Below are 19,062 nucleotides of genomic sequence, written 5' to 3' on the forward strand. Positions count from 1 at the left end.
AGCGATCACACCGGCCCAGCCGCCCTGGGCGTAGATGTCGGCGTACAGCGCCCGCAGCAGCGACAACGGGAACTGCAACTCGACGATCCCACGACGACGAACCGACGCTGTTTTCGCGCGGGGATCCCCTTCTGGCTCCTGGTCCGACTCGCGGGCAGGCTTCGCCCTTGTCCCGCCGATGTCTGCGGAAGCGGTATCAGCTGCGGGGCGGGGCGTGGATGAGATGCCAGGCACGCGGCCGGGGCCGGGCACCTCACAGGAATCGGACGCGTACGGCGCGGCTGAAGCCGGACTAAGCGCCGGCGGGGAACCGCGGCCGCCCGCGGGGCCGGAGTCCTGTTCGCGACCGGCGGCCGGGCGGGATGCGGGAGGTGACGGCGGTGGAGGGGTCGGGCGGCGGGGCCACCCCGCAGGGCGGCGTCGGGTGATCCCGGCGTAGAGGAGGTGACCGTCGCCATCGCAGATGGCGAACCGCCACTCGCCGCCGATCTGTCGTTTGGCGAGCCTGCGGGCCAGATGGGCGTGGATCGGCCCCCACCCGGCAAGCTCTGAGGGCAGGTCGTCCAGGTGCATGAGCGTGGAGACCTGAACCCGCAGCTCACCCGCCGCGAACCCCACCGGCTCCACCACGCCCGCGCTCGACTTCACGCTGCTGCCCTGAGCACTCCCAGCGCCACCGTCACCACGGCTACGGCCGCGACCATGGCCGCGGTCTCCATCGCCGTCGTCCTTACTGCCGTCCCGGCCGCTGTCGCCGTCGCCACCACAGCCACCGCCGCCGCCGTTGCCGTCATCGGGGGCGCCCGCGTGGCTATCGCCACAGCCGTCATCGCCGCCATCGCCGTCGTCGCTGTCATTGGGGTCGTCCGCGCCGCCAGCGCCACAACCGCCAGGGCCACCGTCACCACGGCCACCGCCGCCGCCATTGCCGTCGTCGGGGTTGTCCGCGCGGCCGTCGCCGTCGCTCTTGCTTCCGTCCCGGTCTCCGTCGCCACTGCCACCGTCGTCGTCGTCGTCGCCGTCGAAGTCGTCGCCGGTGTGGTCGGGGTCGTCCCCGCCGCGGGAGTCGGGGTCGTCCCCGCCGTGGGAGTCGGGGTCCGCGCCGTGGGGGTCGGGGTCCGCGCCGTGGGGGTCGGGGTCCGCGCCTTGGGGGCCGGGGGTGTCGAAGGGGGCGTCGGAGAGCTGGTCATCGTAGTCGTCCTCCTCACCGGCCGCCTTGCGGGCGGCGTTGGCGAACAGGACGGAGATGATCGCGTCGTCGTCCAGGCCGGACATGCTGCCCTCAAGCAGGCCGAGGAACACATCCGCCCGGACATGATCGATCGGGGCGTGCAGGCCACTCTTCTTCGCCCGCACCGCGATCGCATCCACCCGGGCGATCGCAGCGGCCGCCTGATCCACCGGCAACTGCTCGCCGGTGATGCTCGCCGAGCCATCGGCATGCCGCACCCCGATCACCCGCCGCTGGTGAACAGCCCGCTCGTACTTACGGCGCGCCCAGGCCGGATCCGCGGCGATCAACAACTTCTTGATCTTCTCCCGCAGCTCACTCGTCGTCCACTTGCCCGCCTTGGGCAGCAGATGATCGGCGACAGCGCGGGCGAGCTCGATGGGGACGTCTTCCAGCCAGTCGCAGAACACCACCGCCCGCGCCTTGTCGATCAAACCCGCCGACAAGGCGTCCCGCACCCGAGGGAGACGGATTTTCAGGTCGTAGGCGAACCCGTATTCCCGCTCGGCAGCCCGGCGGGTGAGCCCCAACGCCGACCTGACCTCATCGGGTGAGTTCTTGTCCGGCTCCGCCATTTTCTCCATGCCGGAGACGGAAATCTCATACAGGCCGACTTCGGCCATCACGGTGGCTTTCCGGGCTTGCATGTGCGCTTCGAGGCGGGCGTATGCCTGCATGACGATGACGGCGTCGAAGCCGTCCAGCCTGGCGATATCGATCCCATCGAGCACGGCGGCCAGCTCCACGCCGGGGGCCATCAGCTCCAGGCCGGCGGGGATCGGCTGCCGTTCGATAATCACACCGGAACGCTAACAACCACCACCGACAAAAACGCTTCCCAGGCGACCTCGATAAAGGTCCGGAAAACATTCACCTGGAATCACAGTTCCCCAAATAACTATTGGGAGCGCGACGGATAGCAGGCAGCGCGAAGCGAGCGCTGGCGCTGGGCAGTGACGAGGCAGGGGTCGTGCGGCGGCGAACTGGAGGCGGCGGCGAGCGGAGCGGAGGTGGGTGGTTGTGGAGGCGCGCGTGAGACCGTGCCAGCAACAACCGCGCCCGCGATGGCCGCGAGAGCGGCATCACCAGGACGCAACTATCACGGCGCGCCGGAACAACCACCCACCGCAGCGCAGCGACAGGTTACGTACGGCGAATCACACGTCCGGGACGTGTCGATGGAAGAGCTCTCCGTGGTGATCGAAACACCGTCGAGCAACGTGCTCGATCTTCACGGATGACTTGGCGGCTCGGCGACGGATCTACGGATCAGAGCCCGAAGTCCGTACGGCAGGCGTCCAGGCCATGTATCTCCACGGGCACGGGGGAGACGAAGTCCTCCCTGAGCAGCCGGAACTTCTGATCGGCGACCCGCTCGCCGCGTACGGCCACATAATCGAACCCGTTGGGCTGGTAGCCGAGCTTGCGCGTGACGGTGAGCGACGCCTCGTTGCCGGTCAACGCCGCGGTGATCGCGCTCTCCGCTCCGAGCCCCGCGAAGGCCAGGTGCAGTACGGTGGCGCGCATCTCGGTGCCGATGCCCTTGCCCTGGTGAGCCCGGCCAAGCCAGGAGCCGCTGCCTACCTCCCGGGTCGTCGCGAAGTCGGTCCCACGCAGCGTCTGAGTGCCGATGACCTTTCCCTCGTGGACGACCATGAAGTTGCAGCGCCAGCTGCCGGGCGTCCAGTTCGCCAGGCAGGCGAGGTGGTGGCGGATCACCTGCCCGGAGAGTTCGTCGCCCGGCACGTCGGTCCACGGGACGAGGAACGGCATGAATCCCGGGTCGTGCACGCCCTGGAGCGCGCAGTCCGCGAGTTCATCTAGATCATCGAGCGTGGGCAGGCGGAGTTCGAGACGAGGTGTCGTCAGGCGGAGATCAAGGAGTGGCCAGTGACGCATGCCCGGGATTGTTCCTGACAGCGGGCATGACGGCACCCGTGACATGACGGCGCCCGCATTTCTTTCTATCGTTGCTTTCGGAGTGCCAAGCGCACCGCCGTACCTTCGAGGATCGATGTGACCACCAGCAGGACGCCCTCACCGTTCGCGGCGGGGGAGACCTCCCTCATCGTCAAGATGCCCGAGGCGGAGCCGATCGTCAGCCGTTGGCGCGAGCGCTTCGACCCCGCGGCGGCGTACGGCGTGCCCGCCCACGTCACGGTGCTGTACCCGTTCCTGGAGCACGCGCGGATCGACGGGCGGGTGGTGACGGAACTGCGGGAGTTGTTCGCCGGGCACGCGTCGTTCGAGGCGCGGTTCGGCCGGTGCGGGCGTTTTCCCGGCATCCTCTACCTCGTTCCCGAGCCGAAGGGGCGGTTCGTCGCGCTCACCGAGGCTGTCGCGGCGCGCTGGCCGGAGGCTCCGCCGTACCGGGGGCAGTTCGACGACGTGATCCCGCACATGACGGTCGCCGACGGCGAGGATCTCGACGCGATCGAGGTCGAGATCGCGGCCCGCCTCCCGGTCGTCGCGTACGCCCGTTCGGTGTCGCTGGAGGTTTTCGACGGCGACCGGTGGCACCAGGAGGCCGTGTTCCCGCTGCGTGAGCCGTGACCGCTGGTCCGTCCACGTCCCGGCCGGGTTCAAGCGGCTAGCCTGCAAGTCCCCGACGACCCGGAGATGAGGAGCGGCGATGGACCTCGTTGCGCAGCCGGACGGCATGAGCGGTATGGGCGCGGACGGACGGCCCGACCTGGTGCGCCGGGCCGTGGCGCTGGCCGTGGCGCTGGCCGTGACGCCGGCCGGGGCCGCCGACGGCGGCCGCCCCGCGGTACTCGGGATCGCCGGCAAGCCGGGGGCGGGCAAGTCGACGCTCGCCGCCGCGCTCACCGAGGCGCTCAACCTCCGGCTGCCGGGGGCCGTGGTGCTCGCCCCGATGGACGGCTTCCACCTGAGCAACGAGGTGCTCGCCGGGCTGGGGCTCCGCGACCGCAAGGGCGCGCCGGAGACGTTCGACGCCTGGGGATATCTCGCCCTGCTGGAGCGGATCAGGGGCGGGCGGGAACCCGTCGTGTACGCGCCGACATTCGACCGGGCCATCGAGGAGCCGGTCGCCGGGGCCGTCCCCATCCCCAGGACCGCGCGGCTGGTGATCACCGAAGGCAACTACCTGCTGCTGGACGAGGAGCCGTGGGGCCGGATCCGCGCTCTCCTCGACGAGGTGTGGTACGTGGAGGTCGCGGACGAGCTCCGGCTCGACCGTCTCACCGCCAGGCACGCGGCGTTCGGCAAGCCGCCGGAGGAGGCGCGGGCGTGGGCCACCGGCAGTGACGAGCGCAACGCGGCCCTGATCGGGCCCACCGCGGGAAGAGCTGACCTGCGCATACGCCTGGACGGCTGATCACCGGGACCGCTTGGCCCTCATATGGGACTTAGTAGACAATGGGCGAAACGTCGGGCAATCGGGTGACCGGCAGTGGGCGTGGCAAGGAGGGCGACGTGGCGAGGAAGGCACCGGACGAGGACGTCACCGAGAAGGACCTCGAGGTCGGCCCGCCGAAGGAGTGGGCCGCCGGGATCCCGGCGGTGGCGAAGTCGCTGCGCATGTCGTACGACCAGATGGGCGCCGGGCGTACCTTCCTCACCCTGGCCAGGGTCAACCAGAAGCACGGGTTCGACTGCCCCGGCTGCGCCTGGCCGGAGGGCGACCACCGCAGCCCCGCGGAGTTCTGCGAGAACGGTGCGAAGGCGGTGGCGGAGGAGGCCACGACCCGCAGGGTCACCCGCGAGTTCTTCGCCGCGCATTCCGTGAGCGAGCTGGCCGGCCGTACGGACTACTGGCTCGGCCAGCAGGGGCGGCTCGCCGAGCCGATGCACAAGCCGGCCGGGTCGGACCACTACACGCCGGTGAGCTGGGACGACGCGTTCGCCGTCATCGCGCGCGAGCTGCGCGCGCTGGCCGGCCCGGATGAGGCGCTGTTCTACACCTCCGGCCGCACCTCGAACGAGGCGGCGTTCGTCTACCAGCTGCTGGTCCGCAGGTTCGGCACGAACAACCTGCCGGACTGCTCCAACATGTGCCACGAGTCCAGCGGCTCCGCGCTCAACGAGACCCTGGGCATCGGCAAGGGCACGGTGTCGCTCGGCGACCTGCACCGCGCCGACCTCGTCTTCGTCGTCGGGCAGAACCCCGGAACGAACCACCCCCGCATGCTCTCGGCACTGGAGATGGCCAAGCGCAACGGCGCGCGGATCATCGCGGTGAACCCGCTGCCCGAGGCCGGGCTGCTGCGGTTCAAGAACCCGCAGCGCGTGTCCGGGGTGGTCGGGCGCGGCACGACGCTGGCCGACCGCTTCCTGCAGATCCGGCTCAACGGCGACCTCGCGCTCTTCCAGGCGCTGTCCCGGCTGCTGCTCGATGCCGAGGAGGCCGCCCCCGGAACGGTGATCGACAAGGAGTTCGTCGAGGAGCACACCCACGGCTTCGAGGAGTGGGCGGCGCGCCTGCGCGACCTCGACTGGGCCGAGGTGGACGAGGCCACCGGCCTCGACCGGTCCGCGATCGAGGAGACCGCCAAGGACGTGCTCGCGGCGAAGTCCGTGATCGTCTGCTGGGCGATGGGCCTCACCCAGCACAAGAACTCGGTCCCCACGATCCGCGAGGTGGTCAACTTCCTCCTGCTGCGCGGCAACGTCGGCCGGCCGGGCGCGGGTGTCTGCCCGGTGCGCGGGCACTCCAATGTCCAGGGCGACCGCACCATGGGCATCTACGAGAAGCCCGGGAAGGCGTTCCTCGACGCGATCAGGGACGAGTTCGGGTTCGAGCCGCCCCGCGACCACGGGTTCGACACCGTCGAGGCGATCCGGGCGCTGCGCGACGGGCAGGCCAAGGTGTTCTTCGCGATGGGCGGCAACTTCGTCGCCGCCACGCCGGACACGGAGGTGACCGAGGCCGCGATGCGCGGCGCCAGGCTCACCGTCCAGGTGTCGACCAAGCTGAACCGCTCCCACGCCGTGTGCGGCGAGGAGGCGCTGATCCTGCCCACGCTGGGCCGTACGGAACGGGACGGCGACAGGTTCGTCACCGTCGAGGACTCCATGGGCATGGTCCACGCCTCGCGCGGACGGCTGCGGCCCGCCTCGCCGCACCTGCTGTCCGAGGTGGAGATCGTCTGCCGGCTGGCCCGCGAGCTGTTCGGGCCGGATGACAAGGTGTCGTGGGCAGAGTTCGCCGCCGACTACGGCGCGATCCGCGACCGGATCGAGCGGGTGATCCCGGGGTTCGACGAGTTCAACGCCCGGGCCGAGGAGGGCTTCGCGCTGCCGAACGCGCCGCGCGACGAGCGGCGTTTTCCCACGGCGACCGGCAAGGCCAACTTCACCGTGAACGCCCTGGAGGTGCTGCGCGTCCCCGAGGGCCGGCTGCTGCTGCAGACCGTGCGCAGCCACGACCAGTACAACACCACGATCTACGGCATGGACGACCGCTACCGCGGCGTGCGCGGCGGCAGGCGCGTGGTCTTCGTCCATCCGGACGACCTCGCCGAGCGCGGCCTGGCCGACGGCGACCTGGTGGACCTGACCAGCGAGTGGCCCGACGGGGAGCGCCGGGCCGAGGCGTTCCGGGTCATCGCCTACCCGACCGCGCGCGGCTGCTGCGCCGCGTACTTCCCCGAGACGAACGTGCTCGTGCCGCTGGACTCGGTGGCCGAGACGTCGGGCACTCCCACGTCCAAGAGCGTCGTCGTCCGGCTCAGCCGGTCCGGTACGGCGACCGCCTGACCGGGATCACGGCGAAGGCCCGCGTGGCGGAGTCCACGCGGGCCTTCGTGTCACTGCGATCGGGCGACGGTATCGGTCACGGTGTCGGTCACTGGGCCGGTCACTGGGACCGGCGGCGCAGCCCGGCCACTCCGACGGCGGTGCCGGCGAGGCCGACGACGATCCCGATCGCGCCGATGAGCCGTGCGGTGCCGTCGGACGACGAGCCGCCGGTGTCCGATGAGGCCGCCTCCGCGTTCGAGGCGGCGACGGACGGAGCGGCGGAGGAGGCCGTCGCGCCGTGGCCGCCGGCCGTGTCGTCGTCTGCCGCGACCAGCTTGAGGGTCGGCGCCGGGTGGTCCGGCTCGGAGCCGTCCGGCTTGGCGGGGTCGGCCCACTTCACGACTTCATCGTTGGAGTACGTCTGGGTGGTCGGGAACGTCAGCTCGTCCACCTTGGTGGGCAGCGGGCCGACCGACGCCTCGAACTCCTGGAACTGGCCCGGGCCGATCTTGCCGCCGGTCCAGGTGATCTTCAGGACCGACTCGGTGATGGTGTCGCCGGAGTCGGACACCACGGGAGCGGGGAGCTTGCCCTCGATCACCTTCACGTCCCAGCCCGGGACCGGACGGACGGACACGAAGGGCAGCGGGTTGTCGGTCGGGAACTCCACCTCGATCTTGGTGGTGGAGGCGTTGTCCCGCTCGTTCGGGACGCGGAAGGCGAGCTTGGACCAGGAGCCCTTCACCGCGGTTCCGGGGTTGACCGTGACGTGGGCGAGGGCGGGCACGGCGAGGCCCAGCGTGACGGCGAGGGCACCGGCGGTGACGGCTGCGGTGCGGCGGGCGGCGGTGGTCAATGTCATGGGAGGTTCTCCAGTCGTCTGCGTGGATACCGAAAGAGCGCGAACCGTCTGGTCGTGTCTCCAAGGACGGGGAGAAGGACCCGGTCCGGGAGCGCGCGGTCGCGCGTGGATCGTCAGAAGGCGGAGAGAACGGGCGGGCCACGCACTACCAGCGCGTGCTTGAGCGTCCGGCCGGTCAGGCGGACGGGCGCGGCCGTGATCCGGACGAACGGGACGACCGGCGCGGGGGGCACGTGCCCGGCGGTCAGCGGGCGCAGCGCGGACGCGCCGAGCCTGCGGAGCAGGCACCACAACGCCGTTTCGCCGCGGGCCAGCCACCACCCGGTGACCAGCGTGGCGGTGAGGTGCGCGGCGACCATCCCGGCTTCCACTCCGAGGCGGTGCGAGTGCGCGGGGACGGCGAGCCCGTCCACCTCGGCGCTCCGGCTCAGCAGCAGGTGCAGGAAGAGCTGCGCTCCGGCGAGGAGGGCGGTGATGGTCCCGCGGGATCGCTCCCGTCCCGCCAGTACGGCCGCGGCCGCCATGATGACCGTGCCGCCGACGGCCAGCGCGCCCGGTGTGGGCCCGGCCCCTCCCGCGAACCTGTGCGCGAAAACGCCGAGACCTACGCAGACAGCCGAGAAGGCGGCGGCGCGGGTGAGGCGCAGGGGGAGGCGGGCACGCATGACGCCCAAATGCTCTCACAGAGAGTCCCTGGCCCGTCTCTTCCTCGAAGGTTCCATCTCGTAACCGGCAGTGGTCCTGTTTGTGGCCTTCCGCCGGCGACGGCGGGTGGCCCGCCTGTCGGCCGAGTCCGCTGGTGAACGTATGCTGATGTGCAAAATTCTTCAATTGAGGACCACTACATGCCGGTGCTCCACTCCCACACGGCCGCACTTTCAATTCGGGCCAGGTTGCGCGGGCTGCTCCCCACGCGCGCCGACTGGAGGCAGGCCCGCCGCAGTCCGGGACGCGACCTGGTCGCCGGGCTCACGGTCGCCGTAGTCGCCCTTCCCCTGGCCCTCGCGTTCGGCGTCAGCTCCGGGCTCGGCGCGCAGGCCGGCCTGGCCACGGCCGTGGTGGCGGGCGCGCTGGCCGCCGTCTTCGGCGGCAGCAACCTCCAGGTGTCCGGCCCGACCGGCGCGATGACGGTCGTCCTGCTGCCGATCATGCGGCAGTACGGAGCGGACGGGGTCCTCATGGTGGGGCTGCTCGCCGGGCTCGTGCTCGTCGCCCTCGCGATCGCCCGGGTGGGCCGGTTCGCCCGCTATATGCCGATGCCGGTCATCGAGGGGTTCACGGCGGGGATCGCCGTGGTGATCGCCCTCCAGCAGGTTCCCGCGGCGCTCGGTGTCGCCGGCGCCTCGGGCGAGCGGGTCTGGCAGGTGGCCGCCGACGCCGTCGCCCGGTTCGCGGCCGATCCGCACCCGGCGGCGCCGCTGATGGCGCTCGCCGTCGCGGCGGTGATGCTGCTGGGAGCGCGATACCGGCCGACGGTGCCCTTCTCGCTGATCGCGGTGGCGGCGGCCACCGCGGTCGCGCAGGCCGGCGGGCTCGACGTCGTCCGCATCGGGGCGCTGCCCCCTGGGCTGCCCGCGCCGTCCCTCGGCTTCGTCGATCTCGGCGCGGTCACCGTCCTGCTGCCCTCGGCCCTCGCGGTGGCCGCGCTCGCCGCGCTGGAGAGCCTCCTGTGCGCGTCGGTCGCGGACGCGATGAGCGTGGGCGAGCGGCACGACCCCGACCGGGAGCTGTTCGGGCAGGGGATCGCCAACCTGGCCGCGCCGCTGTTCGGCGGCATTCCCGCGACCGCCGCGATCGCCCGTACTGCGGTCAACGTCCGGTCGGGCGCCCGCTCGCGCGTCTCGGCGCTGACCCACGCCGCCGTGCTCGCGATGATCGTGTTCACCGCGGGCGGCCTGGTCGCGAAGATCCCGCTCGCGGCGCTGGCCGGGGTCCTGATCGCGACCACCGTACGGATGGTCGAGGTGGGCTCCCTGCGGGCCATCGCCCGATCCACCCGGAGCGACGCCGTCGTGCTGGTCCTGACCTTCGCCGTCACGGTCCTGTTCGACCTGGTCACCGCCGTCGCGGTGGGCGTGGGCGTCGCGATCGTGCTCGCGCTGCGGGCGGTGGCGCGCAGCGTCCGGGTCGAGCGGGTGCCGCTGGAAGGCGAGGACGCCGCCGTGAGCGGTGACGCTGCGGATCACGGTGCCGCGGATCACGGTGCTGCGGATCACGGTGCCGCGGATCACGACGCCGAGGAGCGGCGGCTGCTCGGCGAGCACATCGTGGCCTACCGTTTCGACGGGCCGCTGTTCTTCGGTGCCGCGCACCGCTTCCTGCTGGAGCTGTCGGAGGTCGCGGACGTCCGCGTGGTCATCCTCCGCATGTCCCGCGTGTCGACCATCGACGCCACAGGGGCCGGCGTGCTCGGCGACGTGATCACGCGGCTGGAGCGGCGGGGCGTCGCCGTCCTGCTGTCCGGCATCCGGCCCGGGCACGACCAGGTCCTCGCCGCGCTCGGGATCGCCGACCATCTCCGGAGGGACGGCCTGGTCTTCTCCGACACGCCCGCCGCGATCGCCCATGCCCGTACGCTGCTGACCCCGCCCGCCGCATCGTCTGCTCCGGGGGATCGTGCGGAGACGGCGATCGCGCCGTGAGGATCACCGCTTCGGGCGGCGGCCCTTCAGCGCGGCGGCGACGCGTGAGAGCACCCGGTCCCACTCCGAGCCGAACGGGTTGTCCTGGACCAGGTACGTCCAGGTCGCCGTGGGGCGGCCCAGCCCCTGGCCGGCCAGGTCGCGGGTGACGTCCACGGTCTCGAACGTCTCCTTCGACCGCCGCCCGATCTCGTCGATCAGGTGACGGTACGCCGGGACCGCCTCCCGGTTGAACTCGTCGAGCGGGTTGAGCCGGCCGAGCGCCCGCAGGTGGATGCCCTCGCGGATGTCCGCCATGTGGGCGAGGTGCTCGGTCCAGCAGCGGTCCAGGTGGAAGAGCACGATCTGGCGGGCGGCCCGCTCGACGGCGGCCTCCCCGGCGGATCCGCACAGCTCGGCGTACCGCTCGGGACAGGCGGTCGCGAGGGCCCGCGCGCCCGCGTCGCCGTGCAGGACGCGGTCGCGCTGCTCCAGGAGCTCGGCTCGCTGTCGTTCGAGCAGCCGGGTGTACCGCCAGGTGTTCCGGTGGATCTCCAGGTTGGCTCCCTCCGCGACCCGCTGCGCGTGCCCCACCGTCCACCCGGCGTGCTGGCTCCGTACGACGCCGTCGGGGTCGGCGACGGGCAGCGCCAGGTCGGGAGCGTAGGCGGTGAGCAGCTCGTCGTCGCCGCTCACGAAGAAGACCGAGCCGCCCGGGTCACCCTGCCGTCCGGCGCGGCCCCGGAGCTGGTCGTCGAGCCGGCTGCTGTCGTGCCGGCCGGTGCCGATCACATACAGGCCGCCGAGGTCCTTGACCGCCTGCTCCGAGCGGTCGTCGGTCGTCCCCGCGTCGCCGAGGCGGATGTCGGTGCCGCGCCCGGCCATCTGGGTGGACACGGTGATCGCGCCACGCGCCCCGGCCCGGGCGATGATCGCGGCCTCCTCGGCGTCGTTCTTGGCGTTGAGCACGACGGGCGCGAGGCCCCGCGCGCGCAGCCGCAGGTCGAGGCGCTCGGACTCGGCGACGTCGAGTGTGCCGACCAGGATCGGACGGCCGGTGGCGTGCTGGGCGGCGATCTCTTCGACGATCGCGGCGACCTTGTCGTCGGCGGAGGCGAAGATCCGGTCCGGCTCGTCCACCCTGACGCAGGGGCGGTTGGGCGAGACCACCGCGACCTTCAGGTCGTAGAACTCGCGGAGCTGTTCGCCGACGGCGACCGCCGTACCCGTCATGCCGCATATTTCGGGATAACGGGTGAGGAGGCCCTGGATCGTGATCGAGTCGAGGATCTCCCCGGTCTCCGACAGCGCCAGCCGTTCCTTGGCCTCGACCGCCGCCTGGAGGCCGTCCGGCCAGCGCTGCAGCAGCGCGACCCGGCCCCGCGAGGGGTTGATCAGGTGGACCCGGCCGTCCCTGACGATGTAGTCCACGTCGCGGGTGAGCAGCGCGTGCGCGTGCAGCGCGAGGTTGACCTCCGTCACCGTGTGCGGGTGGTCGTAGAGGTCGACGCCCAGGGCTTTCTCCACCGTGTCGGTGCCCTTGGGGGTGAGGAAGACGTTGCGCCCCTCTTCGTCGATCTCGAAGTGGTAGCCCCTGGACAGTCGCCGGACCAGGGCGGCCATCTCGGGCGCGGCCTGGCCGGGATCGGCGGCTCCCGCGAGGATCAGCGGCACGCGGGCCTCGTCCACCAGCACCGAGTCGGCCTCGTCGACCAGCGCGACCTCCGGCGCCGGGACCTGCAGGTCGGCCGGGTCGGTGCACAGCCGGTCGCGGAGCACGTCGAACCCGAGCTCGCTGACCGCCGCGTACGTCACGTTCCGGGAGTACGCCTCGCGTCGCTCCGCGGGGGTGGAGCTCTGCCCGATCCAGCCGACCGTGAGGCCGAGGGACGCGTACAGCGGCTCCATCCACTCGGCGTCCCGGCGGGCCAGGTAGTCGTTGACCGAGATCACATGGACCCGCCGGCCTCGCAGCGCGTACCCGGCGGCGGCCAGCGCCCCCGACAGGGTCTTGCCCTCGCCGGTCGCCATCTCGGCGACGTGACCGTCCAGTAGAGCCAGCATGCCCACGAGCTGCACGTCGTACGGCCGCTGCCCGAGCGTGCGCTTGGCCGCCTCGCGGACCACCGCGCAGAACTCGGCGGTGCCGACGGCCGGACCGGTCGGGGCCGGCAGGTCGGGCCGCGCCTCCACCTCGGACTCCAGCCGCGCGGCCTCGGCGACGGTCGCCTGGAACCGCGCCAGGTCGACGCTTCCCGGCTTTTCGAGGAGGCGTCTGATCATCTGCGGCACCCAGGCCATGCCAGCTCCAACAAGTTGTTTGCCGGACTGGGTTTCGTCTGTCCGGTTCCCCGAGCCATTCAAACCCAACGATCTTTTGAGTGCGAAATATTCATGACACGACCTGACAGGTATGGCGGGCAGAGTAGGGCCCATGACGACCATCGCGAAACTGATCGCCTTCACCATCGACTGCGCCGAGCCGAAGCGGCTCGCTGAGTTCTATTCCCAGATCACCGGCTTCGAGGTCCAGTACGCCGAGCAGGAGTATGCCGGGATCGGCGACGGGACCACCAGCATCTACTTCCAGCGGGTCCCCGACCGGAAGCCCGGCTCCTGGCCCGGCCCGGACAAGCAGTTCCACCTCGACTTCCGCGTCCCCGACGTGGCGAAGGCCGTGGAGGAGTACATCGAGCTGGGGGCGACCAAGCCGGAGTTCCAGCCGGGCGACGGCTGGACCGTTCTCGCCGACCCGGAGGGCCACCTGTTCTGCGTCTGCCCCGAAAGGTCGTGATTTCAGCGGCGGCGGTGGCAGGGACAGTAGATTCTTTCCCTAAGCTGACGTGGTGAGATCCCACGACGAACGATTCCCCGGCCGGCGCCCATGATCTTGGCGGGAGTGGCCATCGCCCTGGTCGGTGCGCTCGGATACGCGCTGGGCGCGGCCTTGCAGCAGTTCGAGGCCGTTCGAGACGGAGCCACCCTCCAGCTGGTCAAACGGCCGCGCTGGTGGATCGGCGGGATCATCGGCTTCATCGGCGCGAGCCTGCACGCGGTGGCGCTGAGCGTCGCGCCGCTGGTCGTGGTGCAGCCGATCAGCGTCGCCACGCTCGTCTTCGCGGTGCCGTTCGCCGCCATGCTGCACGGCCGCCGGCCGCATCGGGCCGAGATCCTCGGCTCCGTCGCGGTGGCGGCCGGGCTGCTCGGCCTCATGCTGCTGGTGCCCGCGCACAACGTCACGCCGTCGCTCTCCGACGGGGCCGCGCTCGGCCTGATCGGGTGCGTCGCCCTCATCGTTGCGGTGAGCTTCGGCATCGCCAGGTTCCTGCGCGGACCGGGCAAGGCCCTGGCGATGTCGGTGGGCGCCGGATCGGTCACCGCCACGGTGTCCACGTTCGTCCGCGTCGTCGGCGGGGGGCTGCACGGCGACCTCTCCCGGCTGCTGCACTGGTTCACCCTGGCCATCCCCGTGCTGCTCGTCTGCGCCGTGGTCCTGCTGCAGAAGTCGTACGCCGTGGGCTACTTCGGCATCGCGTATGCCGGCGTCCAGGTGGTCGACCCCATCACCTCGGTGGCCGCGGGGGCGGTGCTCCTCGGGGAGTCGCTGCCGACCGGCACCGGTCAGGCGATCCCCGCGCTGCTGGCCGCGGCCGTCCTGATCGGCGGAACGGTGACGCTGGGCCGGCTGTCCCCGGATCATTCCCGCAAGGCGCCCGCCTCCGTTCCGGTCAGCTCGTCGGCGGCCGCCAATTGAACAGCGTGTCCGCCTGACGTAGGGCGGCGGTCGTGCCCACCCTCCCCGCGAGGGAGATCACGCCGTCGCGCGCGGCGACGGCCAGCGGGTTCGTCCACCGGGTGAGGCGGCAGATGGCGGCCGACCGCTGGACGATCCGCGACGTCCGCGGCAGCCGGTCGCGGGTGTAGGTGGCGAGGCCTTCCACGACGGACGCGCCCTCGCTCACCCGGTGCGCCAGGACCACCGCGTCCTCGATCGCCTGGCAGGCCCCCTGGCCCAGGTTCGGCGTCATCGGGTGGGCGGCGTCGCCGAGCAGTGCGACCCGGCCCCGATGGAACGCGGGCAGGGGCGTGTCCAGGAAGAAGACGTCGTTCCGCAGGATCTTCGCGGGGTCGACGCGGGCCAGCAGCGCGGGGATCGGGGCGTGCCAGCTCCCGAACCGCCGCAGCAGCTCCGCCTTCTCGGCTTCCGGGTCCCCGTGGCCCTCTCCCGGAGGGACGACCGCGGTGGCATAGCAGTACACCTGGTCGTTTGCCAGCGGCATGACGCCGAAGATCAGCCCGCGGCCCCAGGACTCCGATCCGGTGACCTCGCTTCCTGGGACGACGAACCGCCAGGCCGTCACGCCGGAGTACACCGGATCGGGGTGAGCGGGGAAGAGACCGCGGCGCACCGATGAGCGGATGCCGTCGGCGGCGACGACCAGGTCCGCGTCCAGATCGCCGGCGTCGGTGGTGACCCGGCCTGAGGTGTCCACGCCGTGGACGGTGGTGTTCAGGCGCAGGGCGCCGGGCGGGAGCAGGTCGGCGAGCAGGTCCACGACCGTCGACCGCAGGAGCAGCACGGTCGGGTCGCCGTAGCGCGCCTGGGCGGCCTCGGCGCTGGTCCGCGACAGCCACCCGCCGGACGCCCGCCGGACGCCCGCCGTGCCCTGCAACGCCGCCAGCTTCCTGATCTGGCCGCCGATGCCGAGTGTGTCGAGCGCCCGGAGCGCGTTCGGCGCGACCGCCAGGCCGGAGCCGACGGGCTCGATCGAGGACGCCCGTTCGCACACCGTCACCTCCCAGCCGCGTAGCCGGAGCGCGGCCGCCGCCGTGAGCCCGCCGATTCCCGCACCGATCACCAATGCCCGTGCCATGACGCCTCCCGTGTCACTACGTCTGTAGTGAGGAGCGTACTACGGATGTAGTGACCGTCACTACGGCTGTAGTATCCAGGCATGCTCAACCAGCGTGTGATGCTCATCGGGGACGCGGCCATCGCGATCCTGGCCGAGCGGGGGATGCGCGGGCTCACCCATCGGGCGGTCGACGAGGCGGCCGGGCTGCCGCCGGGGTCGACGTCCAACCACGCCCGCACCCGCGCCGCGCTCCTCGGGCTCACCCTGGCCCGGCTCACCGAGCTGGAGCGGGAGGTCTTCGCCGACCTCACGCCGGACAGGGACGGCGGCCTGGACGGCGGCCCGGACGGCGGCCCGGACGGCGGTCCGGATGGCGGCACGGATAGCGGTCCGGGCGGCGGCCCGGATGGCAGTGCGGGCAGGGCGATGGAGCCGGGCATCTTGGTGGAGGTGCTGGCCCAGGTGATGCACCGCGCGCTGAACCGCGACCGGCACGTCACGATCGCGCGCTACGAGCTGGCGCTGGAGGCGACCCGCAGGCCCGAGCTGCGCGAGATCTACGACCAGGCCGGGCGCGGCTTCCGCGCGCCCGCGGTCACGCTACTCGCCGCCGCCGGGTCGTCCGATCCGGTACGGCACGGCCGCCAGGCGGTGGCTTTCGTGGAGGGCATCCTGTTCGACGCGGTGGTGGGCGCGGGGGCCGCGCCCTCCCTCGATGACCTGCGCGCGGCCTTCACCGAGTTCCTCCGGGGTGTCCTAACGAGAGGGACGCCGTAGCAGCCTCAGCGCAGTCTCAGCGCGAGGTGAGGCGGGCTCGGTGGGCGGGCCACTCGTCGTCGAGGATCGAGTAGCAGGGGCTGTCCCGCCAGGTGCCGTCGGCGCGGCGGCACTGCCGCCGGAGGATCCCCTCGCGCACGCCGCCGATCCGCTCGATGGCCGCCTGTGACCGGAGGTTGAGGATGTCGGTCTTGAGCACGACGCGGTTGAGGCCCAGCGGGCCGAAGGCGTGGTCGAGCAGGAGCACCTTGCATTCGGTGTTCACCCCGGTGCGCCAGTACGCCCGGCCGTACCACGTCGAGCCGATCTCCACGCTGCCGTCGAAGCCGCTCACGTCCCAGAAGCCGGTGGAGCCGATCGCCCGCCCGGTCTCCTTCAGGATGACCGCGAACTGGGTGGTCTCCGGATCGCCGAGCAGCCCCGAGATCATCCGCCGCATGTCGGCCTCCGACGCGGGCATGCGGCTCGGCCGCCACCGCCAGACCTCCTCGTCGCTGTCCAGTGCGGCCGTCAGGTCGGGCGCGTGGTCGAGGGCGAGTGGCACGAGCCGGACGACATCGCCGTCGAGCACGACGGGTTCGGGCATCTTCGTAGTCATGCGTGGAGGTTAGCGATGCCGGCCACGCTGCCGCGCGGCGGCCTCGGGAGAGCAGTGTCGACATGCATACCGTCTGGTCGGTACGCTGCCAGGCGTGAACGCTGACCCGCCCGGACTGGACCTCGCCCGCCTCTCCCACCACCTGGAACGCGAGGGCCTGACCAGCGGCCCGCTGCGCGGCGAGGTGATCCACGGGGGCAAGTCCAACCTGACCTACGTCGTGCGCGACCGGGAACGGACGCTCGTCGTGCGCCGGCCGCCACTGGGACACGTCCTCGCCACCGCGCACGACATGGGCCGGGAACACCGCGTCATGACCGCGCTGGGGGACACCGGCGTCCCGGTGCCCGTGACCTACCACCTCTGCCAGGACCCCGACGTCATCGGCGCGCCCTTCTACGTCATGGAGTACGTCGAGGGCGGCCACCCGCCGGTCACCCCGAAGATCTCCCGCGACCTTGTCGGCGTACTGGCCACGCTGCACTCCATCGAGCCGGACGACGTCGGCCTCGGCGACTTCGGCAGGCCGGAGGGCTTCCTCGAACGCCAGGTCGGCCGGTGGAAGCGGCAGCTCGACGCCTCCCGCAGCAGGGAGGTGCCGGGCATCGACGACCTCTTCGCCCGCCTCGCGCGCGCCGTCCCCGAGTCCGGCCGCCCGGCCATCGTCCACGGCGACTTCAAGCTCGGGAACACGCTCATCGCGGACGGCGAGGTCAGGGCGGTCCTCGACTGGGAGATGTCGACGCTCGGCGACCCGCTCACCGACCTCGCGCTGTTCCTGCTGTACGGCGAGTTCGCCGCGCTGGACAGTGGATTCGCCGCGCTGGACGGCGGGCACGACGCCGAGCCGGCCGAGTCGGCAGGTTCACCCGAGCCGGGGGGATCGCCCGAGCTGGCCGGCCACTACGCGGCCGTGTCCGGCCGTGACCTGTCCCGGCTCGGCTGGTACATCGGGCTCGCCTGCTTCAAGCTCGCGGTGATCGCCGAGGGCATCCACTTCCGATACGTCAAGGGGCTCACGGTCGGCGAGGGCTTCGCCGAGATCGGAGACCAGGTGGCCCCGCTGGTCGCCCGTGGACTCATGGAGGTCTGACCGATGGATTTCGGGTTCGACGATGTCACGCTGGAGCTGCGCGAGCGGTTGACGGCGTTCATGGACGAGTGCGTCTACCCCGCCGAGCCGGTCTTCGCCGAGCAGGCGGCCGCCGGCGGCTGGTCCCCGCCGCCGGTGCTGGAGGAGCTGAAGGCCGAGGCCCGCCGCCGTGGCCTGTGGAACCTCTTCCTGCCGGGGGAGGAGGGCGCGGGCCTCACGAACCTCCAGTACGCCCCGCTCGCCGAGGTCATGGGCCGGTCCCCGGCCATCGCGCCCCCGGCCACCAACTGCGCCGCGCCGGACACCGGCAACATGGAACTGCTCGCCCAGTTCGGCAGCGACTGGCAGCGCAAGCAGTACCTTGAGCCGCTGCTCGACGGCCGGATCCGCTCCGCGTTCGCGATGACGGAGCCCGACGTCGCCTCCTCCGACGCGACCAACATCTCCACGTCGATCACCAGGGACGGCGGGGAGTACGTCATCAACGGCCGCAAGTGGTTCATCACCGGGGCGATGAACCCGAACTGCGCGGTCTTCATCGTGATGGGGCAGACCGACCCGGAAGCGCCGTCGCACCGCAGGCAGAGCATGATCCTGGTCCCGCGCGACGCGCTCGGGCTGACGGTCCGGCGCGGGATGACGGTCTTCGGCTACGACGACGCCGACCACGGCGGCCACGCCGAGGTGCTCTTCGAGGATGTACGGGTGCCCGCCGACCATCTGATCGGCGAGGAGGGCGGCGGGTTCGCGATCGCCCAGGCCAGGCTCGGTCCCGGCCGGATCCACCACTGCATGCGCCTGATCGGCATGGCCGAGCGCGCGGTCGAGATGATGTGCCGCCGCACGTTGGCGCGGACCGCCTTCGGCAGGCCGATCGCCCAGCAGGGCGTGGTCCAGGACTGGATCGCGGAGTCCCGGGTGAAGATCGAGCAGCTGCGCCTGCTCGTGCTGAAGACGGCCTGGCTGATGGACACCGTGGGCAACCGCGGCGCCCACACCGAGATCCAGGCCATCAAGATCGCGACGCCGGTCACGGTGGAGTGGATCCTCGACAAGGCCATCCAGGCGCACGGAGGCGGCGGCGTCAGCCAGGACTTCCCGCTGGCGGCCCTGTGGGCGGGAGCCCGGAGTCTGCGGTTCGCCGACGGCCCGGACGAGGTGCACAAGCGTTCCCTGGCGTACCGGGAGCTCAAGAAGCACATGGGCGCGGTCTAGTGCCCCTCCCGGCAATCTTTGCCCCGTCGCGTCGCCCAGGGCGGCACCTCGCCGCGTTGTCGTCGTCGCTCGTAGGCTCCGCTACGACCTCCTCCTCCGCCTTGCC

At 71.6% G+C, this 19,062-nt stretch carries 16 protein-coding genes; 9 read left to right on the forward strand and 7 right to left on the reverse strand.

What is annotated here, in order from left to right:
* On the reverse strand, positions 1 to 2,031 hold a 2,031-nt coding region (locus tag QSK17_RS32665), incomplete at its 3' end, for a DUF222 domain-containing protein (RefSeq protein ID WP_285709840.1).
* A 469-nt stretch (positions 2,032 to 2,500) separates the two neighbouring features.
* Entirely contained in the window at positions 2,501 to 3,130 is a 630-nt protein-coding gene (locus QSK17_RS32670) for a GNAT family N-acetyltransferase (RefSeq protein ID WP_285709842.1), read from the reverse strand.
* Positions 3,131 to 3,247: 117 nt separating this feature from the next.
* Here QSK17_RS32670 and QSK17_RS32675 point away from each other — a divergent pair, with 117 nt between their 5' ends.
* The 3 genes from QSK17_RS32675 to QSK17_RS32685 all read left to right on the forward strand — a co-directional run bounded on the left by QSK17_RS32675 (position 3,248) and on the right by QSK17_RS32685 (position 6,952).
* On the forward strand, positions 3,248 to 3,784 hold the full coding sequence (locus QSK17_RS32675; protein ID WP_285709844.1) for a 2'-5' RNA ligase family protein: 537 nt from the start codon (positions 3,248 to 3,250) through the stop codon (positions 3,782 to 3,784).
* Between the two features lie 79 nt (positions 3,785 to 3,863).
* The gene (locus QSK17_RS32680) at positions 3,864 to 4,571 is read left to right on the forward strand and encodes a nucleoside/nucleotide kinase family protein (RefSeq protein ID WP_285709846.1); all 708 of its coding nucleotides are present in this window, start codon (positions 3,864 to 3,866) and stop codon (positions 4,569 to 4,571) included.
* Positions 4,572 to 4,669: 98 nt separating this feature from the next.
* On the forward strand, positions 4,670 to 6,952 hold the full coding sequence (locus QSK17_RS32685; protein ID WP_285709849.1) for an FdhF/YdeP family oxidoreductase: 2,283 nt from the start codon (positions 4,670 to 4,672) through the stop codon (positions 6,950 to 6,952).
* Positions 6,953 to 7,052: 100 nt separating this feature from the next.
* Here QSK17_RS32685 and QSK17_RS32690 read toward each other — a convergent pair whose 3' ends face one another.
* Together QSK17_RS32690 and QSK17_RS32695 are read right to left on the reverse strand one after the other, a co-directional pair.
* Positions 7,053 to 7,796, reverse strand: coding sequence for a YcnI family copper-binding membrane protein (locus tag QSK17_RS32690; RefSeq protein WP_285709853.1), 744 nt, complete (start codon positions 7,794 to 7,796; stop codon positions 7,053 to 7,055).
* 113 nt (positions 7,797 to 7,909) lie between these two features.
* Positions 7,910 to 8,461 carry an MFS transporter gene (locus QSK17_RS32695; RefSeq protein ID WP_285709855.1) on the reverse strand — a complete coding sequence of 184 codons (552 nt, stop codon included), beginning with the start codon at positions 8,459 to 8,461 and terminating at the stop codon, positions 7,910 to 7,912.
* Positions 8,462 to 8,641: 180 nt separating this feature from the next.
* Between QSK17_RS32695 and QSK17_RS32700 the strand changes: the two genes are divergently transcribed.
* Positions 8,642 to 10,438: a SulP family inorganic anion transporter gene (locus QSK17_RS32700; RefSeq protein ID WP_285709857.1), complete on the forward strand. Its 1,797-nt coding sequence runs from the start codon at positions 8,642 to 8,644 to the stop codon at positions 10,436 to 10,438.
* A gap of 3 nt (positions 10,439 to 10,441) precedes the next feature.
* Here QSK17_RS32700 and secA2 read toward each other — a convergent pair whose 3' ends face one another.
* Complete coding sequence (gene secA2 / locus QSK17_RS32705) at positions 10,442 to 12,700, reverse strand: accessory Sec system translocase SecA2 (RefSeq protein WP_502889336.1); 2,259 nt, start codon at positions 12,698 to 12,700, stop codon at positions 10,442 to 10,444.
* 151 nt (positions 12,701 to 12,851) lie between these two features.
* Between secA2 and QSK17_RS32710 the strand changes: the two genes are divergently transcribed.
* Positions 12,852 to 13,211, forward strand: coding sequence for a VOC family protein (locus QSK17_RS32710; RefSeq protein ID WP_285709862.1), 360 nt, complete (start codon positions 12,852 to 12,854; stop codon positions 13,209 to 13,211).
* Between the two features lie 105 nt (positions 13,212 to 13,316).
* Positions 13,317 to 14,171 (forward strand): DMT family transporter, encoded by an 855-nt coding sequence (locus QSK17_RS32715; RefSeq protein ID WP_285709864.1) that lies wholly within the window; start codon positions 13,317 to 13,319, stop codon positions 14,169 to 14,171.
* On the opposite strand, the gene QSK17_RS32720 is transcribed toward QSK17_RS32715, so the two are convergent.
* Positions 14,146 to 15,291, reverse strand: coding sequence for an FAD-dependent monooxygenase (locus QSK17_RS32720; RefSeq protein ID WP_285709866.1), 1,146 nt, complete (start codon positions 15,289 to 15,291; stop codon positions 14,146 to 14,148). The genes QSK17_RS32715 and QSK17_RS32720 overlap by 26 nt on opposite strands.
* Positions 15,292 to 15,372: 81 nt before the next feature.
* Here QSK17_RS32720 and QSK17_RS32725 point away from each other — a divergent pair, with 81 nt between their 5' ends.
* Positions 15,373 to 16,050 carry a TetR/AcrR family transcriptional regulator gene (locus QSK17_RS32725; RefSeq protein WP_285709869.1) on the forward strand — a complete coding sequence of 226 codons (678 nt, stop codon included), beginning with the start codon at positions 15,373 to 15,375 and terminating at the stop codon, positions 16,048 to 16,050.
* A gap of 16 nt (positions 16,051 to 16,066) precedes the next feature.
* Here QSK17_RS32725 and QSK17_RS32730 read toward each other — a convergent pair whose 3' ends face one another.
* Positions 16,067 to 16,648, reverse strand: a complete 582-nt coding sequence (locus QSK17_RS32730) for a GNAT family N-acetyltransferase (RefSeq protein WP_285709871.1) — start codon at positions 16,646 to 16,648, stop codon at positions 16,067 to 16,069.
* Positions 16,649 to 16,742: 94 nt separating this feature from the next.
* Between QSK17_RS32730 and QSK17_RS32735 the strand changes: the two genes are divergently transcribed.
* Positions 16,743 to 17,741, forward strand: coding sequence for a phosphotransferase family protein (locus tag QSK17_RS32735; RefSeq protein WP_285709873.1), 999 nt, complete (start codon positions 16,743 to 16,745; stop codon positions 17,739 to 17,741).
* 3 nt (positions 17,742 to 17,744) lie between these two features.
* Positions 17,745 to 18,956, forward strand: a complete 1,212-nt coding sequence (locus tag QSK17_RS32740) for an acyl-CoA dehydrogenase family protein (RefSeq protein ID WP_285709876.1) — start codon at positions 17,745 to 17,747, stop codon at positions 18,954 to 18,956.
* Positions 18,957 to 19,062: the final 106 nt, after the last annotated feature.

The sequence above is a fragment of the Microtetraspora sp. NBRC 16547 genome, assembly GCF_030268965.1.
Lineage (GTDB): Bacteria > Actinomycetota > Actinomycetes > Streptosporangiales > Streptosporangiaceae > Microtetraspora.